20 protein-coding genes and 1 tRNA gene are annotated in these 25,181 nt (G+C 52.9%); 13 read left to right on the top strand and 8 right to left on the bottom strand.

Annotated features, from left to right (window positions below; genetic code table 11):
• Positions 1 to 4: 4 nt before the first annotated feature.
• On the bottom strand, positions 5 to 418 hold the full coding sequence (locus IEY39_RS08385) for a MerR family transcriptional regulator (protein ID WP_188930494.1): 414 nt from the start codon (positions 416 to 418) through the stop codon (positions 5 to 7).
• A 96-nt stretch (positions 419 to 514) separates the two neighbouring features.
• On the opposite strand from IEY39_RS08385, the gene IEY39_RS08380 reads away from it, so the two are divergent.
• Positions 515 to 994: an acyl-CoA thioesterase gene (locus tag IEY39_RS08380; RefSeq protein WP_229688828.1), complete on the top strand. Its 480-nt coding sequence runs from the start codon at positions 515 to 517 to the stop codon at positions 992 to 994.
• Here the strand turns inward: IEY39_RS08380 and IEY39_RS08375 are convergent.
• Complete coding sequence (locus IEY39_RS08375) at positions 897 to 1,937, bottom strand: TlpA family protein disulfide reductase (protein WP_188930492.1); 1,041 nt, start codon at positions 1,935 to 1,937, stop codon at positions 897 to 899. The two genes, IEY39_RS08380 and IEY39_RS08375, sit on opposite strands and share 98 nt — an antisense overlap.
• 78 nt (positions 1,938 to 2,015) lie before the next feature.
• Here IEY39_RS08375 and IEY39_RS08370 point away from each other — a divergent pair, with 78 nt between their 5' ends.
• Genes IEY39_RS08370 through IEY39_RS08340 form a run of 7 tightly spaced genes read left to right on the top strand, consistent with a single transcriptional unit; the run spans position 2,016 to position 11,603 of the window.
• Positions 2,016 to 2,684, top strand: a complete 669-nt coding sequence (locus IEY39_RS08370; protein ID WP_188930490.1) for a metalloregulator ArsR/SmtB family transcription factor — start codon at positions 2,016 to 2,018, stop codon at positions 2,682 to 2,684.
• Positions 2,681 to 3,913: an MFS transporter gene (locus tag IEY39_RS08365; RefSeq protein ID WP_188930488.1), complete on the top strand. Its 1,233-nt coding sequence runs from the start codon at positions 2,681 to 2,683 to the stop codon at positions 3,911 to 3,913. Before IEY39_RS08370 ends, IEY39_RS08365 begins: the two co-directional genes overlap by 4 nt.
• A gap of 56 nt (positions 3,914 to 3,969) precedes the next feature.
• Positions 3,970 to 5,379, top strand: a complete 1,410-nt coding sequence (gene leuC, locus IEY39_RS08360; RefSeq protein WP_188930486.1) for a 3-isopropylmalate dehydratase large subunit — start codon at positions 3,970 to 3,972, stop codon at positions 5,377 to 5,379.
• Between the two features lie 14 nt (positions 5,380 to 5,393).
• Positions 5,394 to 5,990, top strand: a complete 597-nt coding sequence (gene leuD / locus IEY39_RS08355) for a 3-isopropylmalate dehydratase small subunit (protein WP_188930484.1) — start codon at positions 5,394 to 5,396, stop codon at positions 5,988 to 5,990.
• 10 nt (positions 5,991 to 6,000) lie between these two features.
• Positions 6,001 to 7,524, top strand: coding sequence for a hydroxymethylglutaryl-CoA lyase-like TIM-barrel protein (locus IEY39_RS08350; RefSeq protein WP_229688827.1), 1,524 nt, complete (start codon positions 6,001 to 6,003; stop codon positions 7,522 to 7,524).
• A gap of 6 nt (positions 7,525 to 7,530) precedes the next feature.
• Positions 7,531 to 8,604 carry a 3-isopropylmalate dehydrogenase gene (leuB, locus tag IEY39_RS08345; RefSeq protein ID WP_188930481.1) on the top strand — a complete coding sequence of 358 codons (1,074 nt, stop codon included), beginning with the start codon at positions 7,531 to 7,533 and terminating at the stop codon, positions 8,602 to 8,604.
• A 44-nt stretch (positions 8,605 to 8,648) separates the two neighbouring features.
• A complete protein-coding gene (locus tag IEY39_RS08340; protein ID WP_188930479.1) occupies positions 8,649 to 11,603 on the top strand; it encodes a sensor histidine kinase in 2,955 nt (984 codons plus the stop codon).
• An 18-nt stretch (positions 11,604 to 11,621) separates the two neighbouring features.
• On the opposite strand, the gene IEY39_RS08335 is transcribed toward IEY39_RS08340, so the two are convergent.
• Together IEY39_RS08335 and cysQ are read right to left on the bottom strand one after the other, a co-directional pair.
• Positions 11,622 to 12,671 (bottom strand): DUF6340 family protein, encoded by a 1,050-nt coding sequence (locus IEY39_RS08335; protein WP_188930477.1) that lies wholly within the window; start codon positions 12,669 to 12,671, stop codon positions 11,622 to 11,624.
• Positions 12,672 to 12,740: 69 nt separating this feature from the next.
• The gene (cysQ, locus tag IEY39_RS08330; protein WP_188930475.1) at positions 12,741 to 13,544 is read right to left on the bottom strand and encodes a 3'(2'),5'-bisphosphate nucleotidase CysQ; all 804 of its coding nucleotides are present in this window, start codon (positions 13,542 to 13,544) and stop codon (positions 12,741 to 12,743) included.
• A gap of 280 nt (positions 13,545 to 13,824) precedes the next feature.
• Here cysQ and IEY39_RS08325 point away from each other — a divergent pair, with 280 nt between their 5' ends.
• On the top strand, positions 13,825 to 14,724 hold the full coding sequence (locus IEY39_RS08325; protein ID WP_188930473.1) for a hypothetical protein: 900 nt from the start codon (positions 13,825 to 13,827) through the stop codon (positions 14,722 to 14,724).
• 1 nt (position 14,725) lies between these two features.
• The gene (locus tag IEY39_RS08320) at positions 14,726 to 15,421 is read left to right on the top strand and encodes a hypothetical protein (RefSeq protein ID WP_188930471.1); all 696 of its coding nucleotides are present in this window, start codon (positions 14,726 to 14,728) and stop codon (positions 15,419 to 15,421) included.
• A gap of 115 nt (positions 15,422 to 15,536) precedes the next feature.
• On the opposite strand, the gene IEY39_RS08315 is transcribed toward IEY39_RS08320, so the two are convergent.
• Together IEY39_RS08315 and IEY39_RS08310 are read right to left on the bottom strand one after the other, a co-directional pair.
• Entirely contained in the window at positions 15,537 to 15,935 is a 399-nt protein-coding gene (locus IEY39_RS08315; RefSeq protein ID WP_188930469.1) for a hypothetical protein, read from the bottom strand.
• Between the two features lie 258 nt (positions 15,936 to 16,193).
• Positions 16,194 to 16,266, bottom strand: a tRNA-Lys gene (locus IEY39_RS08310).
• Positions 16,267 to 16,277: 11 nt separating this feature from the next.
• Between IEY39_RS08310 and IEY39_RS08305 the strand changes: the two genes are divergently transcribed.
• The 3 genes from IEY39_RS08305 (at position 16,278) to IEY39_RS08295 (ending at position 19,385) form a co-directional block, all read left to right on the top strand.
• Positions 16,278 to 16,805 carry a hypothetical protein gene (locus IEY39_RS08305; protein WP_188930466.1) on the top strand — a complete coding sequence of 176 codons (528 nt, stop codon included), beginning with the start codon at positions 16,278 to 16,280 and terminating at the stop codon, positions 16,803 to 16,805.
• 83 nt (positions 16,806 to 16,888) lie between these two features.
• Positions 16,889 to 18,004, top strand: coding sequence for a sensor histidine kinase (locus IEY39_RS08300; protein ID WP_188930464.1), 1,116 nt, complete (start codon positions 16,889 to 16,891; stop codon positions 18,002 to 18,004).
• Positions 18,005 to 18,044: 40 nt separating this feature from the next.
• Positions 18,045 to 19,385, top strand: a complete 1,341-nt coding sequence (locus IEY39_RS08295; RefSeq protein WP_188930462.1) for an alpha-hydroxy-acid oxidizing protein — start codon at positions 18,045 to 18,047, stop codon at positions 19,383 to 19,385.
• On the opposite strand, the gene IEY39_RS29745 is transcribed toward IEY39_RS08295, so the two are convergent.
• Together IEY39_RS29745 and IEY39_RS08280 are read right to left on the bottom strand one after the other, a co-directional pair.
• Entirely contained in the window at positions 19,351 to 21,516 is a 2,166-nt protein-coding gene (locus IEY39_RS29745; protein ID WP_229688826.1) for a family 43 glycosylhydrolase, read from the bottom strand. The genes IEY39_RS08295 and IEY39_RS29745 overlap by 35 nt on opposite strands.
• Before the next feature lie 6 nt (positions 21,517 to 21,522).
• On the bottom strand, positions 21,523 to 25,056 hold the full coding sequence (locus tag IEY39_RS08280) for a DUF5703 domain-containing protein (protein ID WP_188930460.1): 3,534 nt from the start codon (positions 25,054 to 25,056) through the stop codon (positions 21,523 to 21,525).
• Between the last annotated feature and the right edge of the window lie 125 nt (positions 25,057 to 25,181).

Here is a 25,181-nt window from a genome sequence, read left to right as displayed (position 1 = left end):
CGGGTTAATCCTGTGGGGTGTTTAAAAGCGGAATAGACTCCTGGAGCACTTTGTCGAGGGGGCAGTTGCCGGTGGGAGAGGTGTCGACAATTTGTTGGAGGCGGTTTTTGATGGTGGTGAGTTCATGTATCTTCTGGTCGATGCGGTCGATCTTCCGTTGTACAAAGCGGATGCCGCGCTGGGGTTCGAGGACGCCTTCCTCGAAGAGGATGATCATGCCCAGGGTTTCCTGGAGGGTAAAGCCAAATTCCTTTATTTGACGGATGGCCAGCAGGCGTCTGAGGATGGTTTCGGGATAGTCTTTGAACTGGTATCTGTCGCGTCCGGCGTCGGGCAGCCGGATAAGGCCTTTTTTCTCGTAGAAACGGATGGTATCCCTGCTGAAACCCGATCTTTTTGACAGTTCGCCGATGCGCATAGGCCTGTTTTTGAGGGTGATGAAATTTTTTTGGCGTTTTTGTTGACTGTGGACTATACTCCAGGGTATAGGTTTGCAGGACTAAATTAGCCAATTATGGAAAAAACGCCTATGTCTTTTTATACCGTTCGGTTCAATGATTGCGATCCGATGGGCCATCTGAACAACAGCAAGTATATCGACTATTTTTTGAATGCGCGCGAGGATCATTTGAAGGAGCATTATGGGATCGATCTGAAAGAGTGGGCGCAAAGGGGGGATCTTTTTGTGGTGAGTCAGCATGAGATCCGGTATCTGCGGCCGGTGACCTATAATGAGCGCGTCGGTATCCAGTCTGCGCTGATCGGGTGGGGGGATAGTTTCCTGATGGTGGAGATGCTGATGTTTGATGAGGCGCGGCAGCTGAAGACCATTTTATGGACGCGGTTTACACGGATCAATGCGCGAACGGGGAAGAAGGAGGCGCATCCGGCGGAGTTTATGGAGTGGATACAGGGGACACTGGTGGAGGGGATTGAGCTTGAGCGGGGGTTGAATGGGAGACTGGAGGGCTTGAGGATGGTTTTGCCGGGATAACTATAGGCAGCTCGAAATCGATGGTTCGGGGAAACAGGCAGGTTCTGGCATCACAGGCCTGGTAGCGCAATTGCGCTTTGATGTGGTGTAGCCCTGTCTTGGTATCAGCAGAAGGTTTTATGGGAAGGCGAATGATGAACGACGACTCGAAAACATTCTGGTCGTTTGCGGCGCCTTCCAACCGAAATAAGGTGTAGGGAGGGAAGATGGTGGCGCCTATGGTGAATAGACTGTTTGGCGTTGTTCGCAACGTGACGGGGATGAGCGATGCATCGTTGACGATATTGGCCTGAACGTGATAGCCTTCTTTTACCGTTACGCGGATGTTAGCCATAGTTTTCCTGCCCGGCTGGACAACAGTCGTATCGATCGATAAGCTCACTATTGGTTGTTGTAGTATTGCATCCAGTTTTTTGCGGGCCTCGGTGAGTTTTGCATCGAAAGCCGCCGAATTCAGCAAAGAATAGAAACGAATTTTCCCCTCCCTGTCAATGATCAGGTTGGCTGCCAGCACCACTTCATCTCTTTTAAGATCGGGCAAGACATCCGGCGGGGCATAGGTGGCCGCCACTTTCCCATTCGTGTCCAGTAACACGGGAAAGGAGAAATCATACTTCTGAAGGGACTGGGCGACCAGCTCTTTGTCTTCCTTTACATCGATGACTACTACCTGCACGCCTTTGTCTTTGTACGACTGGTAAAGCTGTTGCAAGTTGGGCGCTTCCGCATTGCAGAAGGGGCACCAGGTGGTGGAAAAATGCAGGAGGATGACCTTGTCCTTCCATTGCGCGAGCCCATAGTCTTTTCCATCCAGGCCTTTCAATTCGAATGCCGGCGCTTTTTCCCCGAGCATGGGTTGGGTTTGCTGTTGTTGCTGCGCCTGCAAGGTTGGTGCTGCGAAGAAAACCATGGCGCTGGCGATGAATGTTAGTGATGGCTTCATATGGCTAGTTTTTTGAGGGCGCCTTCGCCTAGTATTCAATTATTTTATTGAATACTTGAATTTACGTAATTTTGTGCAATGGAGAAAAGAATCTTTAAGGATAAGGCCTATTCCCTGCTGGCGGCGATGATCAAGGCGATGGCCAATCCTCACCGGCTGGAGATCGTGGATCTGCTGGGCCAGGGTGAGCGAACAGTGGAGGAAATAGCGGAGGAAGCCAACATGTCCATCGCCAACACGTCGCAGCATCTGCAAGTGCTGAAGCAGGCCAATCTTGTGGAGGTGAGGCGGGAAGGGAATTATATACATTACCGGTTGACCCATGAAGAAGTATCTAAATCGTGGCAAATGTTGCGCGAACTGGGATTTAGCCAATTGTCGGAGATGGAACGGCTGATAAGGGATTTCCGGGAAAAGCGCAATAGCCTGGAAGCGTTGCCGATGGATGAATTGCTGACGCGGATGAGATCGCGCAACCTCGTGGTGCTGGATGTACGCCCGGCAAAGGAGTTTAACAATGGGCATATCCGCGGGGCTATCAACATACCGCTGGAAGGGCTTGCCGCTAAAATCAATCATCTTCCTAAGAACAAAGAATATGTTGCTTACTGCAGGGGACCTTTTTGTGTGTTTGCGGATGAGGCGGTGGCCCTGCTTACCAAAAGAGGGTTTAAAGCAAAAAGATTGATGGAGGGGTTCCCGGATTGGAAAATGAAGGGTCTGCCTGTTGAAACTATTGAATCATGAATCAGGTAAGACTTGGATTAAAAGAGAACCGGCAACAGTTTGCGCTGCTGGTTATTATCAACGCCTTTGTCGGCGGCATGGTCGGGTTGGAAAGGAGTATCCTCCCACAGATGGCGGAATCCGCTTTTCAGATCGGGGCAAAGACCGCTATTCTTTCCTTTATCATCGTTTTTGGATTGACAAAAGCCATTGCCAATTATTTCACCGGGGCACTGGCCAACAAGGTGGGAAGAAAGAAGCTGCTGACCATTGGCTGGCTGTTTGCCCTTCCCGTCGCGCCGATATTGATGTATGCCGATAGCTGGAACTGGATCGTCGCGGGCAATATTTTATTGGGTATCAACCAGGGTTTGACGTGGAGCAGCACGGTTGTCATGAAAATAGACCTGGTGGGTGAGAAGCAACGGGGCCTGGCGATGGGGTTAAATGAGTTTGCCGGTTATCTGGCGGTTGCGGTAGTGGCTTTTTGCACCGGCTGGATCGCCTCGGCCTATGGTTTTCGGCCGTATCCCTTTTATATCGGCATCTTATTGTCGCTCTTTGGGCTGCTCGGAAGCTGGCTGCTGGTAAAAGACACTAAACAGCATGTTGCGCAGGAAACGACGACAAGCCCGGTTGCGAGGCTCAAAACCATTTTTTGGGATACTACGTGGCGGAATAAGAATCTTGGTTCCGTCTCGCAGGCGGGGCTGATCAATAACCTCAACGATGGGATGGCCTGGGGGCTAATGCCTATATTGCTGGCGTCGAAGGGGTTTAGTATCGGGCAGATAGGGGTGGTGACGGCTATTTATCCTGCCGTCTGGGGAATAGGGCAATTGTTTACCGGGAAAATGGCCGATCATTTTTGTAAAAGGGATCTGCTGTTTTGGGGTATGCTGCTGCAGGGGTTGGCGCTGGTGGCCTTTTTGTTTGCCGGGACGCTTCTGTCCTTTATCCTGCTTTCTGCTGTTCTCGGGTGGGGCACGGCCATGGTATATCCTACTTTTCTGGCGGCGGTTGCGGAGAACACGCATCCTGCCGATCGGGCCAAAAGCCTGGGAGTCTTTCGTTTTTGGCGAGACCTGGGTTATCCCATCGGGGCCATTATCACCGGGCTGGTAGCCGATGCTTTTGGGATCAGGGCCTCCGTGCTGGTGATCGGACTGCTTACTCTTTTTTCCTCCATAGTTATCTTATACCGGATGAAATGCGCTAATCTGACTTTGCTTAGAAAAAATATAGCGTAAAACCTTATTATATGGAGATTATTTAAGAATTTTGCGGCTTGTTTAAATTCTGCAAAATGAGCAATACACCTGCTACATTATTTGACAAGGTATGGGATTCTCATGTGGTGAGGAAGATAGCCGATGGTCCCGATGTGCTTTTTATCGACCGGCATTTTATCCATGAAGTGACGAGCCCGGTGGCTTTTCTTGGCCTGGAAAGCCGCAAGCTGAAGGTGATGTTTCCTGAAAAGACCTTTGCGACGGCCGATCATAATACACCTACCATCAACCAGCACCTTCCGGTGCAGGACCCGTTGTCTGCCAACCAGTTGAAGGCGCTGGAAGTGAATGCCGCCAAATATGGCATTTCGCACTGGGGCCTTGGCAATCCGAAGAATGGGATCGTGCATGTGGTCGGTCCGGAAAACGGTATCACCCTGCCCGGGATGACGATCGTTTGCGGTGACAGCCATACGTCCACCCATGGGGCATTTGGCGCCATCGCTTTTGGTATCGGAACGTCGGAAGTGGAAATGGTTTTGTCCTCGCAATGTATCATGCAGCCCAAGCCAAAGAAGATGCGGATCAGCGTCGATGGCGTCCTCGGCAAAGGCATTACGCCAAAAGATGTGGTGCTCTTTATCATTTCCCGGCTGACGGCAGCGGGCGCTACGGGCTACTTTGTAGAATTTGCGGGTGAAGTATTCGGGAACATGAGCATGGAAGGCCGGATGACGGTTTGTAACATGAGTATTGAAATGGGCGCCCGCGGCGGCATGATCGCCCCGGATGAAACGACCTTCAACTATATCAAAGGCCGGGAAAAGGCCCCTGCGGGCGCCGCCTGGGATAAGGCGCTGGCCTACTGGAAGACGTTGAAGACGGAAGAAGGAGCGGTCTTCGATAAGGAATATCGTTTCGCCGCTGCCGACATCGAGCCCATGATCACCTACGGCACCAACCCTGGTATGGGCATCGGTATCACCAAAAATATTCCTTTGGCAGATGCCGCCGGTGGTAGCAAGAGCACTTACGAAAAATCCCTGGACTATATGGGCTTTCATGAGAATGAGGCCATGCTGGGCAAGAAAGTGGATTATGTCTTCATCGGCAGCTGTACCAATGGACGCATCGAGGACTTCCGCGCTTTTGCTTCTATTGTAAAGAACCGGAAAAAAGCCGAAGGTGTCACGGCATGGATCGTTCCGGGCAGTCATATCGTGGAGCAGCAGATAAAAGAAGAAGGGATACTGGATATCCTGACGGCTGCGGGGTTCCAGCTGCGCCAGCCCGGCTGTTCGGCCTGTCTGGCGATGAACGATGATAAAATACCGGCAGGTAAATATGCTGTCAGCACCAGCAACCGCAACTTCGAAGGCAGACAGGGTCCCGGCGCCCGGACGATGCTGGCGAGTCCCCTGGTGGCGGCAGCCGCAGCCGTGACCGGCGTTGTGACGGACCCCAGGACATTATTGGTAGATTAAACTGTACAAACATTATGGCTTACGATAAATTCACGGTACTAAAGAGCACTGCCGTCCCCATGCCGATAGAGAATGTGGACACCGACCAGATAATCCCTGCCCGCTTCCTGAAGGCTACCGAACGCAAGGGTTTTGGCGACAACCTTTTCCGCGACTGGCGGTTCAATGCGGATAATACGCCCAAAAAGGATTTTGTGCTGAATAATCCCATTTATTCGGGGAAGATACTGGTTGGCGGCAAGAACTTCGGCAGCGGCAGCAGCCGCGAACATGCGGCCTGGGCCATCTATGACTATGGCTTCCGCTGCGTGGTGTCCAGCTTTTTCGCCGATATCTTTAAGAACAATTCGCTCAACATCGGCATCCTGCCTGTGCAGATAAGCCCCGGCTTTTTGGATAAGATCCTCCGGGCGATAGAGGCCGATCCGCATGCAGAGCTGGAAGTGAGCCTGCCGGAACAGAAGATCACTATTCTGGCTTCGGGCGAGTTCGAACCTTTCGAGATCAACAGCTATAAAAAGCACAACCTCATGAATGGCTATGACGACATCGACTACCTGCAGTCGATGAAGGAGGACATCCGGGTTTTTGCGGCAAAGAGCATCTATTAAAAATACTCCAATGGCTCACGCTGCACGTCATATCGAGATAATGGATACTACCCTCCGGGATGGTGAACAGACCAGCGGGGTGTCGTTCTCGCCTCAGGAGAAGCTGACGATCGCCCAGCTATTGCTCACCGAGCTGAATGTGGATAGGATAGAAATTGCTTCTGCCAGAGTATCTGAAGGAGAATTAGAGGCGGTGAAAGCGATCACAACGTGGGCTAAGGCCAACGATCTGTTGGACAGGATCGAGGTGCTGACCTTTGTCGATGGAGATGTCAGCATCCAATGGATGAAGGAAGCCGGAGCGAAAGTAATGAACCTGCTGACGAAGGGCTCGCTCAATCACCTGACCCACCAGCTGCGGAAAAAACCTGAACAGCATTTTGAAGAGGTGGCGGCCGTTATCGCGCTGGGCCGGAAGAATGGGCTGGACTGTAATGTCTACCTCGAGGACTGGAGCAACGGAATGCGGCATTCGCGGGAGTATGTCTTTCAATATCTGGATTTTTTACAGCACCAGCCGGTGAAACGGATCATGTTGCCCGATACGCTCGGCATCCTTATCCCATCGGAGGTGACGGAATACATCGGCGCCATTGTACAGCGTTATCCCGGGCTGCATTTCGACTTTCATGCGCATAATGATTACGATCTGGGCACGGCCAATGTGCTGGAAGGGGTAAAAGCAGGGGCGCACGGCATCCATCTTACAGTCAATGGGATGGGGGAGAGGGCCGGCAATGCGCCGTTGGCCAGCGCCGTCGCCGTGCTCAACGATTTTCTGCCTTCCGTAAAAACTTCGGTTAACGAGGCTTCGCTCTACCGGGTGAGCAAATTAGTGGAGACCTTTTCGGGCGTACGTATCCCTGCCAACAAACCAGTCGTGGGCGAAAATGTATTCACGCAGACGGCGGGCATCCATGCCGACGGGGACAAGAAGAACAATCTTTATTTCAGCGATCTGATGCCGGAGCGTTTTGCCCGGCAGCGCAAGTACGCGTTAGGCAAAACGAGCGGTAAAGCCAATATAGAGAATAACCTTGCACAATTAGGTATACAGTTATCGGAAGCTGACCTGAAGCTGGTGACGCAGCGGATCATCGAATTGGGCGATCGAAAGGAGGTGGTTACCCAGGCCGACCTGCCGTATATCATTGCCGACATCCTGGACAGCAAGGCCATCCAGGAAAAAGTGCGGATAGAGGATTATGTGCTTACACATGCCAAGAGCCTGCATCCTTCCGTGGCGGTGAAGGTCTCCATCGATGGGGAGCTATTCGAGGAGCATGCGCAGGGTGACGGCCAATACGATGCTTTTATGAATGCGCTGAAGAAAGTGTACAAGCGGCAAAAGCTGGAGCTGCCCACGCTGGTGGATTATGCCGTGCGTATTCCCCCGGGCGGGAAGACGGACGCGCTCTGCGAAACGGTGATCACCTGGGCCGCTCACAATAAGGAATTCAAGACAAGGGGGCTGGACAGCGATCAGACCGTCTCGGCGATAAAGGCCACCCAGAAAATGCTGAATTTAATTTAAGATCGAATGGCAAATAAAAAAATTGTAATCGTTCCGGGAGACGGAATAGGACAGGAAGTAACAGCAGTTGGAAAGAAAGTATTGGACGCCATCGCCGCGAAGTTCGGGCATTCGTTTACGTATGATGAAGCGTTGATCGGTCATGTCGCCATCGAGGCAACCGGTAGCCCGCTGCCTGATGAATCGCTGGAGAAGATGCTCCATTCGGATGCCGTGTTGTTTGGCGCGGTGGGCCATCCGAAATATGATAACGATCCCTCCGCCCGCGTCCGGCCCGAACAAGGGTTGCTGAAGATGCGGAAGGAACTGGGGCTGTATGCCAACCTCCGGCCCATCAAATTGTTCGATGAATTACTTGGCGCTTCGAGCATCAAGCCTGAGATATTAAAGGGGGCGGATATCCTCTTCTTCCGGGAGCTGACGGGGGATATCTATTTCGGCGAGAAAGGCCGGAAGAACAATGGCGACACGGCCTACGACGTGGCTGAATACAGCCGGTATGAGGTGGAGCGCATCGCCCGTAAGGCTTTTGACGCTGCCCGCACCCGGCGCAAGAAGGTCTGTTCTGTCGATAAGGCCAATGTCATCGAGACGTCCCGGCTTTGGCGAGAGGTGGTGCAGAAAGTGGCGAAGGAGTATCCTGACGTGGAAGTGGAGCATCAGTTTGTGGATGCTACGGCGATGCTGCTGATCAAGGACCCCAGGCGTTTTGACGTTGTGGTTACGGCGAATCTTTTTGGCGACATCCTTACGGATGAAGCCTCCCAGATAGCGGGCTCCATGGGTATGCTGGCTTCCGCCTCCATCGGCGACGGCACGGGGGTATATGAACCCATTCATGGTTCGGCGCATGATATTACGGGGAAAGGCGTTGCCAATCCCCTGGCATCCATCCTGTCAGCCGCCCTGCTGCTGGACATTTCCTTTGGGATGAAGGCCGAATCCGAGGCGGTGATCGCTGCCGTGGATGGGGTGCTTAAGGCGGGCTTCCGGACGAGGGATATTGCAGATGCAACGACTCCTACGGCGAAGGTGCTCGGGACAGAGGCGATGGGAGCGGAGGTGTTGAAGCTGATATAGGGGTTGGCCGCCGGTGCGGGTGGGTAAAGTAATTTTATTATCTTGTGTCTACTTTGCCTATGATGAAGGCCTTATTGTCCCTGATCGTTTGCCTGGCTTTTTTTCCCATTGTATCGTTGGCACAGGAGTATAGCTATGCCCACTATGGGATTGCCGAGGGTCTGGCCGGATCGACCGTCTATTGTATCACGCAGGATAAGGATGGGTTTATCTGGACCGGTACGGAAACCGGTGTCAGCCGCTTTGACGGTTCGCATTTTAAGAATTTCACCACTAAAGATGGGTTGCCCGACCTGGAGGTAGTACAGCTATTTGCCGATTCCAGGGGCAGAGTATGGATGGCGCCCCTGCGGAAATCCATTTGCTATTATTACCAGGGCAGGATACACACGGAACAGAATGACTCCGTGCTGGGGCATATCCGGCTGGATGGCAATCTCTGGGGTTTTGCGGAGGACGCCGCCGGTAATATTTTGTTGCAGGAAAAGAACGTCCTGCATATACTCGGGGCAGACGGCTCGTTGACCGATGTCGATTCTCTTGACGGGGCGCCGGTGAGCAACTGCTTTGCTGTAAGCGCCAGTACATCCGGTGGTTTTCTCGCGGAAATAAATGGAAAGATAGTCGAGTTCTCCGGCAACAAATGCCTCCATTCGATGCGTATCCCGTATGTCGGATCCAGATCTAACGATTTCGCCTTGAGCAGCGGCACGGTGGTGTGGAATGAGAGAGGTCTTGCGTATAATATCCTTTCATTTGGGAAAAAAAGGATCATCCGCCAGGCGTGGGATAAACAGCATCACAGGAGTATCGCTTTTACCGCTATAGGCGACAGCCTGGTGTATTCCAATGAGCTGGATGGCAGTCATGAATATAACATCCGAACCGGGCAAACGAGAACGTATTTGCCAGGTATCGCCGTATCGAGAGTGTTTAAGGACGCCTCGGGGGACCTTTGGTTCACGACCATGGGAGCAGGGCTTTACCGGCTTATTTCGAATGATGTGCGGTCGATCTCTTTTACGGTGGAGCGCACGGAAAAGGCGACGGTGACTGCCCTCGCCAGGGTTGGCCATGAACTATGGGTCGGGGATAATCACAACTATATTTTCCGGCTTTCTCTGCCGGGGCTTACCCTCCGGGAACAACACCTCTATTTTCCCTTCAAGCCCGAGCGGATACTGATCATCGATACGACAAAGGATGGTAAGATCCTGGCCGGAGGCGACGGCGGGGTGCAGGAGGATACCCGCGATCTCCGACCTGTTGGGGATATTTTTGGGGGTGGCCTTAAATCTCTTACCTGGATGAACGAGCGGACCGTGCTGGCCACTTATTCCTGGGGCGCAGGGACCTTCGATCTGCCGCTTACCCGAAATGCGCGGATGAAGGACACTTTATTGAAGGGTAGAGCTACCATTGCCTTTTACACGCATGATACTATTTATCTGGGCACGATGGATGGATTATACCGGCTCGTAAAGGGCCGCCCGCGGGTGTTCCTGGGCGACGGGGTCCCTTTTCTGAGGAACCGGATCTCTGCGATCGTCAAGGCTGAGGATGGGACGCTTTGGATCGGGTCGTACGATGATGCGGGGATCATCGGGTATAAGAATGGCCGGGAGGTGGCCGCGCTTACCCGGCAGCAGGGATTGACCAGCGATATCTGCCGGTGTCTGCAGGTGCACAACAATATTCTCTGGGTAGGCACGGATAAGGGGTTGAACCGGGTCGAGCTGGACAAGCCGGGATATCCCATTACGCGTTATACCAGCCGGGATGGGCTTGCATCGGATATGATCAATACGGTATTGGCAGACAGCTCGCGCATCTATGTCGGAACATCCGAAGGGCTAAGTTATTTCGATGAGCAGAAGCCGGTGAATAGTGAAGGGTGCCGGCTCCATCTCCTGTCGGTGATGAATTCGGGTCGGGAGCGGATAGTAGATACGGCCGATCTCGTCATCCCTTACAGGGATAAGCATCTCCGGTTGGAGTTTGCAGGTATTTCTTACCGATCGGCCGGGGATATTACCTATCGCTACCGGATGCTGGGGCTCGACAGCACCTGGCGGGAGACGAAGGAGAACACCCTTGATTACCCTGAGCTTCCGTCAGGGGAGTATGAATGGCAATTGATCGCAGTGAATAAGTTCGGCAACTGGAGCCGGATGTTGCAGCTACCCGTCACCGTTGATATCCAGTGGTGGAAGAAGCCCTGGTTTGTCGTTGGCGCCTGGCTGTTGTCGCTTGTTCTGTCATGGCTGTTAGTATCGAGCCGGATTCGAATAATCCGCCGCCGGCAGCGGGAAAAAGAGGGCTTGCTGCAACGAATGAGCGATCTGGAGAGTACTGCACTGAAGTCGCAGATGAATCCGCATTTTATTTTCAATTGTCTTACTTCGATCCAGCTGCTCAACTTATCCGGGGATACCGGCGGCTCCAATCAATACATTACGGGCCTGGCCAAGCTGATCCGGATGACGCTGCATAATTCATCGCGAACCTTTGTGTCCATCGGGGACGAAGTGGATTATCTATCTTCCTACCTGTCGCTGGAAAAGATGCGTTTCAAGGAGAAGATCGATTATGAGATAGTAGTGGATACTTCCATCCATCCTGGCGTGGTGCTTATCCCGCCCATGCTTATCCAGCCCTTTGTGGAAAATGCGTTGAAGCATGGCCTTGCCCACAAGGTTGATGGAAAGGGCTTCATCAGTATAAGGATGCGAATTGCCGACGACCGGATAGTGATCGTTATCGAGGACAACGGTGTCGGCAGGAAGGAAGCTGCTGCAAGGCCAAAAAGCGCCGAATGGAAAGAGTATCCCTCGCGTGGCCTGTCGCTGACCGAAGACCGCATCGGGATCATGAATAAGCTCTATGCTGGTGATGCCGGCATCGAGGTCACCGATCTGCAGGACAGTGACGGCAGTCCGGCAGGGACTCGTGTTACGCTGAGATTGCCCATATTTTATGGGCGGCCACAGCTTTCCTGAGTCGAGGCAAGCCGGCGGTTATGGAGTGCTGGTGAGTTCGGTCTGGCTTTTCAGGACGGCGTTGTCGGATTGTCGGTGATGCAGGACGTTGACATATTCGAGGGCCAGGCGGAGACCGTAGACCTCATATGCTTTCTGCGCCCACTGGACAGCCCCGGGGAGATCGCCATTGATCTCACTGATGATGGCCATATTATAACAGGCCCTGCCTGCTGCCTTGCGGGAAGTGCTGGCGGTCTCTTGCTGCCAGATGCGAGCGGCGCCGTCCCAGTTGCCCGTTTGCGCCATGCGTTTGGCAACGATGAAATTTCCGTCGCCCCGTACATAATAATACCGCCATACACGGATGGAATAGGGCAGGATGCGTGAAGCATAGGCCTGGCCTGCGTTGATGGCAGCCTGTTTCACCGCTTCTTTACGACCGATGAGGCCCGATCCGGCTGTAGCAGGGTCAAGGCCGTGGCCCTGGAAGGAGAGATCCCGGGAAATGATATATTCATCGAGGATATTTCGAGAAGATGGGTCATAGATTCGCCAGCCGGTTTTTACCTGGGTGTTCATGTTCACCTGCTGTGCGATGGCCGGCAGATTGCTTACTACGGTTTGCAGGTTCGTGGGGGGGACGGGAATGCCGACCTTGGATTCCGCGTCGAAGAGTTCGAGAGAAAACAAGACATCCACATTGTTGAGCCTGCATATGCTGTCCACGGTGTCCCAGGGCAGGGAGGTGGGGAATACTCCTGCGCCGAACGAGCGGAGGTCAAGATTATCGAGGTATCTCACCGAGGTGAACCGGTTGTTCTTCATCAACTCGTCGGTGAGGCCGGTGACGCCGGCCTTTGCGCCTTCTGCCTGGAGACTCTTGCTCTCCAATGAGAGTGCCTTATGAAGGGCGTCGATGGTTCTGTTCTCATCGGTGGCGCGACTTCTGTCGACTACTGCTGCTGACTTTATATTGGGAGGAAGGCCCACTGGAGCCGGTTCGGTGACGCTGAGGGACATCAGGTTGGTGGAGCTACAGGAATAGCAAAGGACCATGAGTCCAAGGAGGATGGATGGGTTCTTCATAAGGGGATCGTTTAGAAGGACATACGGGTTTTTCCTCGTTAAAAACGGGGAATGGGTGGTTTTAGTATATTATGGCGTGTACTCTTTTGACGGATCGATGCTGCATATAAAGGAGCCGTTGAGTGGTGATTCCTTATTATAAAGGAAAGCCCCTCCCCCGGGGTGCGTGAATTTCCCACCGCTGAATTGCACGAGGGCTTGACCAGCCGCCGTATCCCACTCCATAGTAGGGCCATGCCTGTAGTAAAAATGGGCCTTTCCCTCGGCTATGAGGCAAAATTTAAGGGCACTGCCCGCGGCTATGGTCTTCGAGATGGGATATTGCTTTACCATCTCCTGCTCTTCGGGGGATGAGTGAAATCTGCTGCCTAATGCTGTCCAATCCTTTGCCTGGTTATCGGCGTGAAGGCGCACCGGTGAACCGTTCGAGGTGATGCGCCAGGTTCCTTCGCGGCTGCTTCCGTAGTAGCAGGATCGCTGTACAGGAACATAGATCATCCCAAATACGGGTTGCTGGTGATGGACAAGCGCGATGTTGATGGTGAACTCGTCACTGCGCTGCAGAAATTCCTTTGTGCCGTCCAGGGGATCTATACACCAGAAGTATTCCCAGTGTTTGCGCTCCTCATAAGGAAGGACGGCGCTTTCTTCGGACATCACCGGGATATCCGGGGTCAGCGTTTTCAGGCCCTCGACAAGGATCGCGTGACTGGCTTTGTCTGCAAGCGTCAAGGGAGAGGCGTCCTGTTTGAAGGTGACCTGACTTATCAAGGTTTCATCGTAATATATATCGAGAATGGCCTTAGCGGCGTTTGCCGCAAGCGCTTGCAAGGCCGCTATTGGTGGCAGGGGATGCGTGTCTTGTTTATCCATAGCTGTAGTGTGAAATGAAATTAGTTATTTATATTTAATCCACTCAATCTGGCGGCGCATGCAGAATATACAAAGGCGTTGGTTAACTTTAGTTGAGGAACGTTTTGGGTTTTGCCACGATTCTCATCTCAAAAGCGGACGAGGGCTATCCGAGAAACGCGGATCGCCTGCAGAGTTGTTTTCTATCCTGAAAGAAATACTCCAAGGATCCATACTTATTCACATTTGTGGAGATTTAAACTTGACGTCAAGTGTTTATATTATTTTAATTTGATATGGAATGTTTATTTTAGATATATTGAAATTGGTTTTTGGGGAAGAAAATGGAGCGGCCCATTTTAAATATCTGAGGAATAAAAATGAGGGAGGAAAAAATAACGCAAAAGGGAATACATTTGAGAATTTTTTTGCGGTATTCGTTATTGCTCAATTTTTTAACCAAAATGCAGATGGGGAGGGTACATTGTTTTCATCACAGGTCATTGCTTTTGTCGATGACTTCGTAGTAAAGCAGGTGAAAGAGAACACAGAATACTGCTTTCAAATTAAAGATGTTGTAGAATTGTATTGGCAGGGTGGCAAGCATGAATTGAGGGATGATTTTAGGAATCAAAATGAAATTTCATCCAAGTTGGGCGTGACTTCAAATCTTAGATTGGTGGTGTCGAAGAAAAGCGTATACGATCATCTTGTTGCTAATATGCCAGAGGAGTTTAGTAGTTTTGTCAAGGTAATACATTTTGAATCAGCATCGTCAATGAATAATTTAATTCGGACGAATCCTATGATGAGAGAAGAGCTGACGAAAATGTGTGCACTTTCAAATCCATCAATAGATAAATTGGAGACTTTGGGGACGATATTGTTGGGTTCGTGGGATGCTTCAAATAAGGTTGATGTTCCATTGGGGCTGCTAATAGATGGGAGTTGTAGAAGTAATCCCCATTATATTAAAGGTAGATCTAATGTTGTTTCCAGAAAGCTAAGTGATATTTTTAAATCAATAGTAGGATTTTCTTATAGGGTGGAAAACGGATTCATAAAATGGGAGTACTATGATACGGATAGTGGAGTCGTGCAATACGCGATTGGAAGCAGTGGATTTGAGCAGTGGGAGAATGATGTCTTTAATAATGAAATCAAATCGTTTGAAGATTTAGAATCCTTTTTATCTGCATAATATGGCGAGAACTATCGAGAATGATCTTGTAGATCAACATACAATCAAATTGCTTAACAGCCTCATCGATAAGGCACTGCCAAGTTCGGCATATGCCAATGTGATGTATGAACTTGGGTTGAGATTCGGTTCGTTGATTTCTGATCGAATTGGAAGCCTTAGTGATGCTGTTTCCCTTGTATGTACTGTCGAAGATGCGGATAGCTTGGGTAAGGGAATTGTAGAGGTTTTGGAAGAGAAAGGGAGAAAAGTGCTTTTGACAGTATTTTGGAATAAGAGATTTAAGCCAAACAAGGAAAACGACATTTCTGTTGCTCCGATACTGAGGGAGTTTCACGACGAGGGTTACAAAGATGCCAGGGTATTGATTGTAATTAAGTCGATTATAGCAAATTCGTGTGTCGTCAGAACCAACTTAACTAGATTAATTGAAGAATCTAACCCCGAGCGAATTCTTGTTGTTGCCCCTGTCTTGCTTGAAGGCGCAACGAAAAAGCTAGAGAATGAATTTGATTCTGTGGTCAGTAAAAAGTTTGAATATCTATATTTTGCGGTAGATAATGCGAAGACTTCAGATGGCAATGTTGATCCGGGCGTTGGTGGTAATATTTATGAGAGGCTTGGCTTTGGTGACCAAGACAACAAGAATAGGTTTACTCCAGCAATAGTAAAGCAACGACGGCAGAGGAGCGCATAGGGTTGAGTGGCGTACTTACGAGGGCATTAATTCGAGGGGACGGAACACAATTGTTGAAATAGCCAAAAGAAGGGGATCTTACAGTTTGATCGAACAAGTTTGAACAAAAGATAATTTATTTTCTTAGGATAGAAAAAAGAAGAGCAATAATTGAGATAATGAAACTGCCAATTGGGATTATCCATTTTGTGTATAACTCAATTGATTCCAATCTGTCCTTCTGATTTTCCTTCAGATAGTAGCTTTCTCGAAACGCGTCTACTCCAGGATTGGTAATTTTAATTCTCGGTCTTTCTGGAGTATCAAGATCCTTTTCGATATGACCATTGTTTGAAAGCATTTCAACAATTGAGAATAGTTCTAGAATCTTTGGTCGAGGAATTACTTTAAAAAGGTCAAGATAATCTTCATCCGGATCTTGCAAGATTCTAATTTGCTTTTCATAATGATCACATAATATAGAAAGAATTCGGTGTGCGGTAATCCTTTTTTCTTTTCGATACTTATAACTCATATTGTTTATCGCCGAGGGCTTGACTTTACGTCGACCGGGACTTCATAAAGGTAATGGTGATTAGAAAGGTATGTTGCGGAGAGACTTATTTCTTCGATTCATCCAACCGTAAGTTAAGAAATTGCGGAAAGTGGGCGAAACTGGGCCGTAAAATAGGGTTAATATTATGAAAAAAAGCGCTTTGAAAACATGTATCAAATCATGTATCAAATGAAAAAGCACCTAGTTGCCATATGCTCCTAAGTGCTTCATTCTCAGTGTCCCCGCACGGGCTCGAACCGTGGACCCGCTGATTAAGAGTCAGCTGCTCTACCAACTGAGCTACAGAGACGTTGATCTTATTTGAGATCGGGCTGCGAAATTACGGAAAAAGTAGAAATCACGCTCAAATCGCGGGAAATTTTTTCGGGGCGGGAGGCTGACGCGCTGACCCATTGGGCGAGGAGGCGCGCCATCATTGCGCTGATGGTCAATGGCAATTCGGACCGGTTTCCCGGCGCGCATGTGACCTTCGGCGTACGCACCTTTTATGATGATAAGCAATTTACGGATACCTGGTATCCCGTCAAGAAGAAGAACAGCGACGATCTTCTACTGCGGATGTTTTCGTTGATTCCATACAGGGGCCAGGTGGTGATGGAGGCAACGGAGGGAATGGAGGTGACGGCGAAAATGGTGCGAACGGCGGCGGTGGCACGCCTCCGAGAGCACCGGGGAGCAGGGGCGGGATGGGTCCAGCGGGATGAATGGAATCAATGGAAGCAGTGGAACGGTGCGGTTTATCGTGATGTGATCCCTGGCGCCGGGAGGTTGGGGAGGCGTTTTTGGCGCTTTTGTGTGGGAAAGAAGCCCTTTTGTACCTTTATATAGCCGAATAAATAGAAGACCTGGGGTATTAAGGTAGTTTTTTTACCTTTAAATGAGATTTTTTTATTAATTCTCCTGGTTTGAACATGAGCGGCACATTGAAAAAGTTATTCAAAGACAACTTCTCTATTTATATCTTATTCCAGGCCCTGGGTTGGGGATTTATCGTCCTGGTCAATATATTTTTTGCCATCACCTTTGCCAAATATAACAGCCGGTTTGTCAGCAGGCTTTTTGTTTTTGTTTTTCTCGGACTGCTTTGGACGAGCATCATGCGGCAGGTGATCCACAAACGGAGGATATTGGCAAAATCCTTAAAGATGCAGCTGATCGAATTCTTCTGCATCACGATGATCTTCGGCGCGCTTTGCGGGTATTGTGAGTCGGTGTTCACCGATTATTTCGACCTGAAGAGCAGTGCGGAAAAGAACCTGACCCGGAGCTCCATAATTATCAGCGACATTTTCTATTCCTTTATTTACCTCTTCATCTGGAATTGCATTTATTTTATCTATCATTATGTCGAGAAGAGCCGGCGCCAGACCACCGACAATATGAAGTTGGAAGCCATCGTCAAGGAGCTGGAACTGAAATCCATCCAGGCGGAATTGAAGGTGATCAAATCGCATATCAACCCGCATTTTATTTTCAATTCGTTGAACAGTATCCGGGCGCTGATCGATGAGAATCCCCCGAGGGCGCGAAAAGCCGTCACGGAACTCAGCAACATCCTTCGCAGCAGCATGCTTGCTGAAAAGACCGAGGTGGTGCCGTTGGAAAAAGAGATCAATATCGTAAAAGATTACCTGGAGCTGGAGCATATTCGCTTTGAAGACCGGCTGCAGATAAGCTATTGCCTGGATGAGAACACGCTGGACCGACCGGTGCCGCCGATGCTGGTGCAGACGCTGGTGGAGAATGCCATCAAACATGGGATCAGCAAGAGCATAAAAGGAGGGCAGATAAAAATTACCTCCACCATCGTCGATGGATTTCATATGATCATCATACAGAACACCGGTGAATTAGATAAGTTCCCCCCTAATGAAGGCTTCGGACTGGTGAGCACCGAAAGCCGGTTGAAACTGCTTTTTGGCAATAAGGCGAAATTCAGCCTGAGGCAGATAGACAACAGTGTGGAAGCGATGGTGCTGATCCCGATGGAGGTGGTGAAGGAGAGTGTCGGATATCATTTGAATTGAGGGCCCGGTTTGTTAAATTGCCTTATAAAATCAGGTAACCATGGCCTTTATCCCAGCGCTTGACCGGCAACGATCTATTTTTATAAAGGGGCTTTCCGGAAGGAGGCCCCTCATCCCTTTTGAGGCGGCCACGCTGCGTGAAACAGCGAAGCGAAAAATGTCGACGCCCGCCTGGGCGTATATCGATGGCGGGGCCGGAGACGAGAAGACCATCGCCGCCAACCTGGCGGCTTTTTCCCGGGTGGTTATCCGGCCGCAGATGATGCGGCCCAATGCCTCAGCTGATCTTTCTACAACGTTGTTGGGTATGCGCTTGCCCGTTCCGTTATTGCTGGCGCCGATCGGGGTGCTTGACCTCGTCTGTCGCGGCGCCGACCGAATGGTGGCGGAGGCCTGCAGGGAGACGGGTATCCCCTTTGTTTTTTCCAACCAGGCGGGTATTCCTATGGAGACCTGTGCCGCAGCCATGGGGGACACACCGCGGTGGTTTCAGCTGTACTGGAGCCGGAGTGATGAGCTGGTGCTGTCTTTTGTCCGGCGGGCGGAAGCCTGCGGTTGCGGCGCCATCGTCCTCACCCTGGATACCACGCTGCTGGGATGGCGCAGCCGCGACCTGGCGCTGGGCTACCTGCCCTTTCTGCGCGGGATGGGTATTGCGCAGTATACGTCGGATAAAGTTTTCCTTGAATTGTTGCGCAAAGGGTTCGTGGCGCCCGGGTCCGGGGGCGGCCAAGATGCGATGCCGGGGTCTGGTGGGGATCAAAGTGCGGGTGCGATGCCGGCCACGGGTGCTGCACCCAAACCGCCGATAACGCCGGCGACCATCGCGGCGCTGCTGCAACTGAAGGCGAATTATCCCGGCGGGTTGTGGAAGAATCTCTTTAGCAGCGAGCCGTTGGAAGCCGTTCGTCTTTTTACGGGTATCTATTCGAATCCTGCCCTCAGCTGGGAGAAGCTTGCCTGGTTGCGTCAGCAAACAAAGCTGCCTATCCTTGTAAAGGGCGTTCTGCGAGCCGACGATGCGCTTAGGGCCCGGGAATGCGGGGCCGATGGCGTCATCGTGTCCAATCATGGGGGCAGGCAGGTGGATGGGGCCATCGCCTCACTGGATGCCCTGGTGGCTATCAGGGCGTCGCTACCGAAGCCCTTCCCTGTGCTGCTGGACAGCGGCATCCGCAGCGGCAGCGATCTATTCAAAGCCCTCGCGCTTGGCGCCGACGCCGTACTGCTGGGCCGGCCCTATGCTTATGGACTGGCGATCGGCGGGCGGCGGGGCGTGCGGGAGGTGATTCAGAATATCAGTAATGATTTCGAGCTGACGGCCCGGCTGGCGGGATGCAGGACTATCAGCGAGATCGGGGTAGACGTTGTGGGAGATTGACGCTATAGCCTTTCTTACCATGCCACCACGCGGCGGCCTGCCCTGCCAGCCAGAGATAGTAGTCACTGCCCAGATCGCTGTCAATGCCTACGAAGCTGCCGCCGTCATTCACCGGAAGATGATCGACGGTATTGCACTTGAAGATAGACGTTCCTTCGTTCATTTCATCAAACATCGCGATGTAAAGCATGGCGGCTCCCGCCTGTTTGGCGCCGGCGATCTGTTGCCAGAAGAAATGCCCCCGGTTGCGGGGGATGGCGGTGGATTGCAGTCCGTTCATATTCTTCCAGGAGAAACCCGGAAAGGCCAGCGGCGCATAGTCCACACCATTAGCGCGACACCAGGCGAGGTCATCCGTCAGGAGGCTGCTGAAAGCGGGATAGCTGTTCTCGTTGTAGCGGCCCACGAACCAGGGGGCTACGATATCGCATTTGCGGATGAGCCGGTGAAGCGTCGAATCTGGCAGACAATCGCGGCCCAGTGTCCGCCAATATGTGGGAACACCCAACATGACGCTGAACCCCCGTTGCTTTATCCCGTCGATGAGGGTCTCCGCTTCCGTGAAGCCATAACGGCGATGGTCATTGAAGCCGACTCCCCAGACGACTACCAACGGCTTGCCGTGATGATGCAGGTAGGTGGGACTATGCGTACCGTTCAGTAAGTCGTATCTGGCAGTAAGCTCGTCGAGATCGCCCAGGGTCAGCTCTTCTTCGCCCGGCTGCATCCCGCTGAGATCATACATGATGCAAACGGCACGGTCGTATTGGGCAGCCGCTGCCATCGCGTTGTCCAGCACGGTATTGAAATGCCGTTTCCCGCTGGGATTGCGGATCTCGGCCACGAAGCGCTGGAGGAAGACGCCGTCGATGCCGTAGTCTTTCATCCATTTGAAGTGCAATTGGACGGTGGAGGCGTCATAGGCGCTGAAGGCGGTGGCCGTAGTTGCATCAGCATATTGGAAGGGGGTAGGATAGGTCTTTGCATATTCCCGGGTGTCCGGCCAAAGATCGATCTCGCAGCTGCCGGGGGCGAATACACCCCGGTGTTGGTAATGATGCCAATTGCGACCGCTGCTGTCGCCGGGGGTGTTGAACCAGCCCTGGTAACCTGCCATGACGAGCCCGGTGTAGGATGGGTAGCGGACCTTCGCGGCGGCGGCGCCCACGGCGGCCGTATTCACGGCGGCCTTAGCCAAGGGACCCGGGCCGGTAGTGGTAGGGATCACCTTTTGGATGGTGCCGTCGGGATTATAGAACAGTTTGTCCACGCAGATGCTACGAAGCCAGTCGAAGTGCGATAGGGCGCTGGTATGATAGAAGGCATACCACTGGCCTTTGTATTCGACTATCGAGCCGTGGTTGGTATAGCTGTCGGTGGGGTCTATGAATATGCCCCGGTAGGTCCAGGGTCCGAGCGGGTTATTGCTGGTGGCATACCGCATCCGGTTGTGCCGGCCGGCGGAGTCGTGGTTATCGGAATAGGAAAGATAGTAGATGCCGTTGCGCTTGTGGACCCAGCTGGCTTCGTGGAAGTCCTGTAGGCCGACCATTGGCTGCATGCTGTCCTCTATCTCCATCATATTATCCTTCAGCTTCCCACCTTCGCAGTGGCCACCGCCGCCATAATAGAGATAAGCCTGGCCGTCGTCGTCGACGAATACGCAGGGGTCGATCATGGACTTCAGCCCTTTGATATATCCCTGCACTTTGAAGTGGGCTGCCGGCTCTTTGCTGGTGGCCACGCCGATCTTCCAGGTGTTGTTCCATTCCTTACCGCTGCCGGTGGGATGGGGGAAATAGAAGTAGTATGTACCGTTCTTATACGCGCAGTCGGGCGCCCACATGAACCCGCCTTCGGGCCGGCCCCAGGGTACTTCGCTTGCTTCGAGAACCTGGCCATGATCTTTCCAGTGGACCATATCATCGGTGGAGTACACGTGATACTTATCCATCAGGTCGCAGCCCCTGGGTGGGGCGACGTCGTGGGAAGGATATACATAGAGCCGGCCATCCTTCCACACATGGGCGGAGGGGTCTGCCGTGTACATATCGCTGATGAAGGGGTTCTGCGCCTGCGCGGAGAAGCCGGCTGAAACCGCCAGGAGCAGGATGATAAAACAGTGTCGCATAGACGATCATTTTGTTTTGACTACAATGAAGTTGACGATCGGCGTGATGTCCGCGGGCAGCGGGCCAGGAACATCGAGCCGCGGGATGCCCGCCTTCGTCAGCGGCGCCAGGCTGTCGACGAGGGGTGCTTTCGCCCTGAGGCTGCGGAGTACGAGGTTTTGCGTATAGATGCAAGACAATTTATCGGGGTTGGCGATGGCCCAGTAGTAGGCTTCTCCGCCGGCGGCTCCGGCGCCTTCGAGGGCGGGCTTGGGGGAATAGCCCAGGGCGGTGAGCTGGCGGTAGACTTCGTCCCATTGTTCGGTGACGGGTCCGGCCTGGGCAGTGACGGGAGCGGCGACGATGGTAAAGCCTTTGGCCAGCAGCGCCAGGTCTACCGGATCGGCCACCCGACCGGCGCGGTCGGCACGGAAGATCCAGGGTTTGCCGGAGGCCGGTCTTTTGGGAAGGATGACCGTCATGCCTGTGATATCGAGGTTGGAACCTGTGTTTACATCATAACGGTCATAGCAAGCCGTAAAGAGCGGGCCGCGGCAAGTAGCGTTGATCTCTTCGGGATGAAGGAGGCGCATCGTGTCGGCATAGGAGTAATAATAGGACTTGTCCCAGCTGATCCCCGGGATGGCGGGTGCGTCGGGTTTCGCGGGCTGGTTGTTGTTCTCTATCCAGTCGGCGATGAAGGTGGAGTCGCGGAGGGCATGGGGATGGTGGGCGGCGCCTTCCTTGATGACCACAGATATCCGCCCTCCCAGCTGGTGATAGAGGTCCTCGACTCTCAGCGTATGTTCCCGCAGCAGGAAATCATAACTGCCGCAGATATGTAATAAAGGGATATCGTGGCGAGCCAGCGCGTCCAGTCTTGTGAAGCTTTCGGGCCGGAGGGCCGGGTTATCGGCATAGATGCAGGAGACCTCGTCGGGATGGGAGGTGGTCCAGGCGAATTCGTTGATGCCGCCTCTGCTCATGCCGCTGAAGGCGGGTTTTTTCGACAGGCCATGGACCCGGGTGAGGAAATCATACCAGGCATCCCAATGCGTGTCGGGGTCGCACATGATAAAGGCGACATAAAAGCCCCGGCGCAACAGTTCGACTTCAAACCCGGGTTCATAATCCCAATAGCATCCCCGCCAGACCCAGGGATTGCCCGGGGCTGGGGTTTTCGGGGCGACGACGATGCAGCGGATCTTCCCCTTTTCGGCCGGCCTGGCGCCAGAGCCTTCGTCGGCGGTGGCGAGGATGGGGGTGATCGCATTCGTTTGCCCGTCCATGAGGAAATCAAAACGGTCATATCCATTCCGCCAGCTGGTCTTCTCGCCCGTGAAAGGCATCGGAGGTTGATTGACGATGACATCGGCCTGCCGTGAAGCGGGCGTTACGATGAGACGCGTGAGTTTCCCATGGACGACGTGGCCCTCGATCGTAGTATTGTACGGGGCGTTGAGTTTGAAGTCGGCGTCCCAGTCATCGGGCCAGGCCGGCAGGAGCAGGATCTTGTTCCCATCCGCCCGGAGCAGCATTTGTTGCAGGGCATTTTCGCCGTTGCCACCATTGTCCTCATCCGGCAGGTAGTCGTGGCCGGTAGCCCAGAAAGCCGGGAATTTGAGGGTAGGATCTTTGCGTGCAAAATTGAAAGCGGTGTATTCTTTTGCGACGTCGGAGAGTCCCAGCATAGCCGCCTGGATGGGGTCCTGATTCCAACAGCCTTTGTCTTTAAACCGGCGATGCCCGAAGGTGGTGCGGGCGAGATCCAGCTCTGGCCTTAGCAGGTTATATAGGCGGTAGGGATATACGGCATAGAGTTCCGGGTTTTCGAGATTGTGGCCGTGGACTGTCTGCGGCCCTGTATATGGCAGGAGGAGGGGTTCGCCCGTTTCCGTAGTGCCCATGGGAAGTGGAGGCAGCTGGCTCAGCAGCCTTGCCCAGCTTTGGCGGAGGCGGGTGGGGGCGAGGCCATCCGGTAGAGCGATCAACCGGGGAAGGACGGCATGCAGGGCAGCGATGTCAGGCGCGGGGTCATGCACCTTCCAGAACATCTCGATGGAATTGTCGGGGTCGAGCAGCAATTTGCCCATGATGTCCCGATCGAAATGCTGATCGAAGAAGGTGATGCCGGCGGTAGCGATCGGCAGCAGGGTGTCGCGTGCGAAGGCCGTATCGCCTGTGTAGTCGAAATAATCGAGCATCATCATGCTGAGCTCGAGGATGGGGGTGAAATAATGCGCCGTCCAATTTTCTTTCACCTCCGGTGCCATATAAGGAAGGCCGCCCCAGAAGGGTGTCGTCTCCTGGAAATAGGCGCCATCGTGATGGTAGTATTGCTTTACCAGGGCGGTATTGCCCGGTAGCATGTTGCGATACATGCCGAACAGGGGCCGCATCATATCGAAATCGCCTGCCTGGAGCCGGGGCCAGTAAATGGCGCGGGTGTTCTGGAACCAGTATTGGCCACCCCAGGCGCGGAAGTCGGCAGTCATAGGAGTGCGTTTGCCAGCCGATCGCCATTCCGGGTTGTCGACGACGAACAGGGAGCCGTTGAATTTTATCGGCCAGGCGCCGCGGCCTGCGCAGGCGGTGACAAAGCGTTGCAGTACGTAGCCTCGAGTGGTCTTTTCCGCGGTGCTGTCACCATGGATGTAGATGTAGCTGCGTTGCCAGAAGTGGCGCCACCATTCCTGATGGGCGGTGCGGGTCTGTTCGAGGGGAATACGTTGGAGGGTGTTGATCTGTGCTTGCAGGCTGGACTGCCATTCGGTGGCCGTGGCGTTGGTGAGTGTGAGGGGATAGATGGAGATGAGGGTGTGGCGGGTGGCGGTTGCCGACTGCAGGTTTGTCGTGCTTTGGCGGGTCATGCCTGGGGATTCGATGGTGGCGCCGAAGATGCGGCCGGCGAGATGGGGGTCTGCGGTGCCGGCGTTGTGGTGGAACCAGGTGAGCGTGCTGGTTTTGGTGGGGATGATGGTGTCGCCCTCGTTGAGGCGCCAGTCGTCGAGGGTTACCTTTAGCTTTGTGGGCTGCGGGCTATTGGCCTCCACGCGGATGATGGGATGGTTGGCGTCGACCCATATTTTGATATCGGCATCGCCTTCCTTTATCATGATCTCGCCCTGGCGCAGGCGGAGGGTTTGCCGGAAAGGGGTTGAGGGGGTGAGCGGGTGCGGCGTTAGCGATACGCGGATGGCGCCCAGCTTCATCAACACGCCACCGGTGTTCATCCAATTGTCCCATTCGGGCCGGGTTTCTGCGCCCCAGGCATCTGTTTTGGCGATATAAAAGAGGAGATCGCCGCCTGGTTCCACCCATACGTTGAGCCCGATGTCCCCGTTGCCGAGGGGCATGGAGGCGGCGGATGTTGGCCCGGGTTGGTCCCAGGTGACATTACAAGCGTCGAGTTCGGCGATGGGGTATGGGATTTCGGCGAGGTGTTGGGGCCCGGCCGGATGTTGGGCTTTGGTTTGGGCTTCGGCTGCGGGGGAGAAGATGAAGCCAATGAGGAGGATACTCAGCAGTGGGATGAGCCTACGGCAAGCGATGCTATTCATACTGCGAAGAAAGAGTTATAGCATTAACGGGAGCATTAATGGGGGATTAATAATAGAATTAACAATAAAGAAAAAAACCGGGAAGGCGGCATTGGGATGCAGGCCCGGCAGATAGCACAAGTTTG

It is taken from the genome of Puia dinghuensis, assembly GCF_014642875.1.
Taxonomy (GTDB): Bacteria; Bacteroidota; Bacteroidia; order Chitinophagales; family Chitinophagaceae; genus Puia; species Puia dinghuensis.
This window is presented reverse-complemented; position numbering and strand designations above follow the sequence as displayed.

What these genes read in the sequence shown, in the direction of transcription:
- IEY39_RS08385 (WP_188930494.1), bottom strand. Translation starts at nt 418, where the DNA reads ATGCGCATCGGCGAACTGTCAAAAAGATCGGGTTTCAGCAGGGATACC.
- IEY39_RS08380 (WP_229688828.1), top strand. Translation starts at nt 515, where the DNA reads ATGGAAAAAACGCCTATGTCTTTTTATACCGTTCGGTTCAATGATTGC.
- IEY39_RS08375 (WP_188930492.1), bottom strand. Translation starts at nt 1,937, where the DNA reads ATGAAGCCATCACTAACATTCATCGCCAGCGCCATGGTTTTCTTCGCA.
- IEY39_RS08370 (WP_188930490.1), top strand. Translation starts at nt 2,016, where the DNA reads ATGGAGAAAAGAATCTTTAAGGATAAGGCCTATTCCCTGCTGGCGGCG.
- IEY39_RS08365 (WP_188930488.1), top strand. Translation starts at nt 2,681, where the DNA reads ATGAATCAGGTAAGACTTGGATTAAAAGAGAACCGGCAACAGTTTGCG.
- leuC (WP_188930486.1), top strand. Translation starts at nt 3,970, where the DNA reads ATGAGCAATACACCTGCTACATTATTTGACAAGGTATGGGATTCTCAT.
- leuD (WP_188930484.1), top strand. Translation starts at nt 5,394, where the DNA reads ATGGCTTACGATAAATTCACGGTACTAAAGAGCACTGCCGTCCCCATG.
- IEY39_RS08350 (WP_229688827.1), top strand. Translation starts at nt 6,001, where the DNA reads ATGGCTCACGCTGCACGTCATATCGAGATAATGGATACTACCCTCCGG.
- leuB (WP_188930481.1), top strand. Translation starts at nt 7,531, where the DNA reads ATGGCAAATAAAAAAATTGTAATCGTTCCGGGAGACGGAATAGGACAG.
- IEY39_RS08335 (WP_188930477.1), bottom strand. Translation starts at nt 12,671, where the DNA reads ATGAAGAACCCATCCATCCTCCTTGGACTCATGGTCCTTTGCTATTCC.
- cysQ (WP_188930475.1), bottom strand. Translation starts at nt 13,544, where the DNA reads ATGGATAAACAAGACACGCATCCCCTGCCACCAATAGCGGCCTTGCAA.
- IEY39_RS08325 (WP_188930473.1), top strand. Translation starts at nt 13,825, where the DNA reads ATGTTTATTTTAGATATATTGAAATTGGTTTTTGGGGAAGAAAATGGA.
- IEY39_RS08320 (WP_188930471.1), top strand. Translation starts at nt 14,726, where the DNA reads ATGGCGAGAACTATCGAGAATGATCTTGTAGATCAACATACAATCAAA.
- IEY39_RS08315 (WP_188930469.1), bottom strand. Translation starts at nt 15,935, where the DNA reads ATGAGTTATAAGTATCGAAAAGAAAAAAGGATTACCGCACACCGAATT.
- IEY39_RS08300 (WP_188930464.1), top strand. Translation starts at nt 16,889, where the DNA reads ATGAGCGGCACATTGAAAAAGTTATTCAAAGACAACTTCTCTATTTAT.
- IEY39_RS08295 (WP_188930462.1), top strand. Translation starts at nt 18,045, where the DNA reads ATGGCCTTTATCCCAGCGCTTGACCGGCAACGATCTATTTTTATAAAG.
- IEY39_RS29745 (WP_229688826.1), bottom strand. Translation starts at nt 21,516, where the DNA reads ATGCGACACTGTTTTATCATCCTGCTCCTGGCGGTTTCAGCCGGCTTC.
- IEY39_RS08280 (WP_188930460.1), bottom strand. Translation starts at nt 25,056, where the DNA reads ATGAATAGCATCGCTTGCCGTAGGCTCATCCCACTGCTGAGTATCCTC.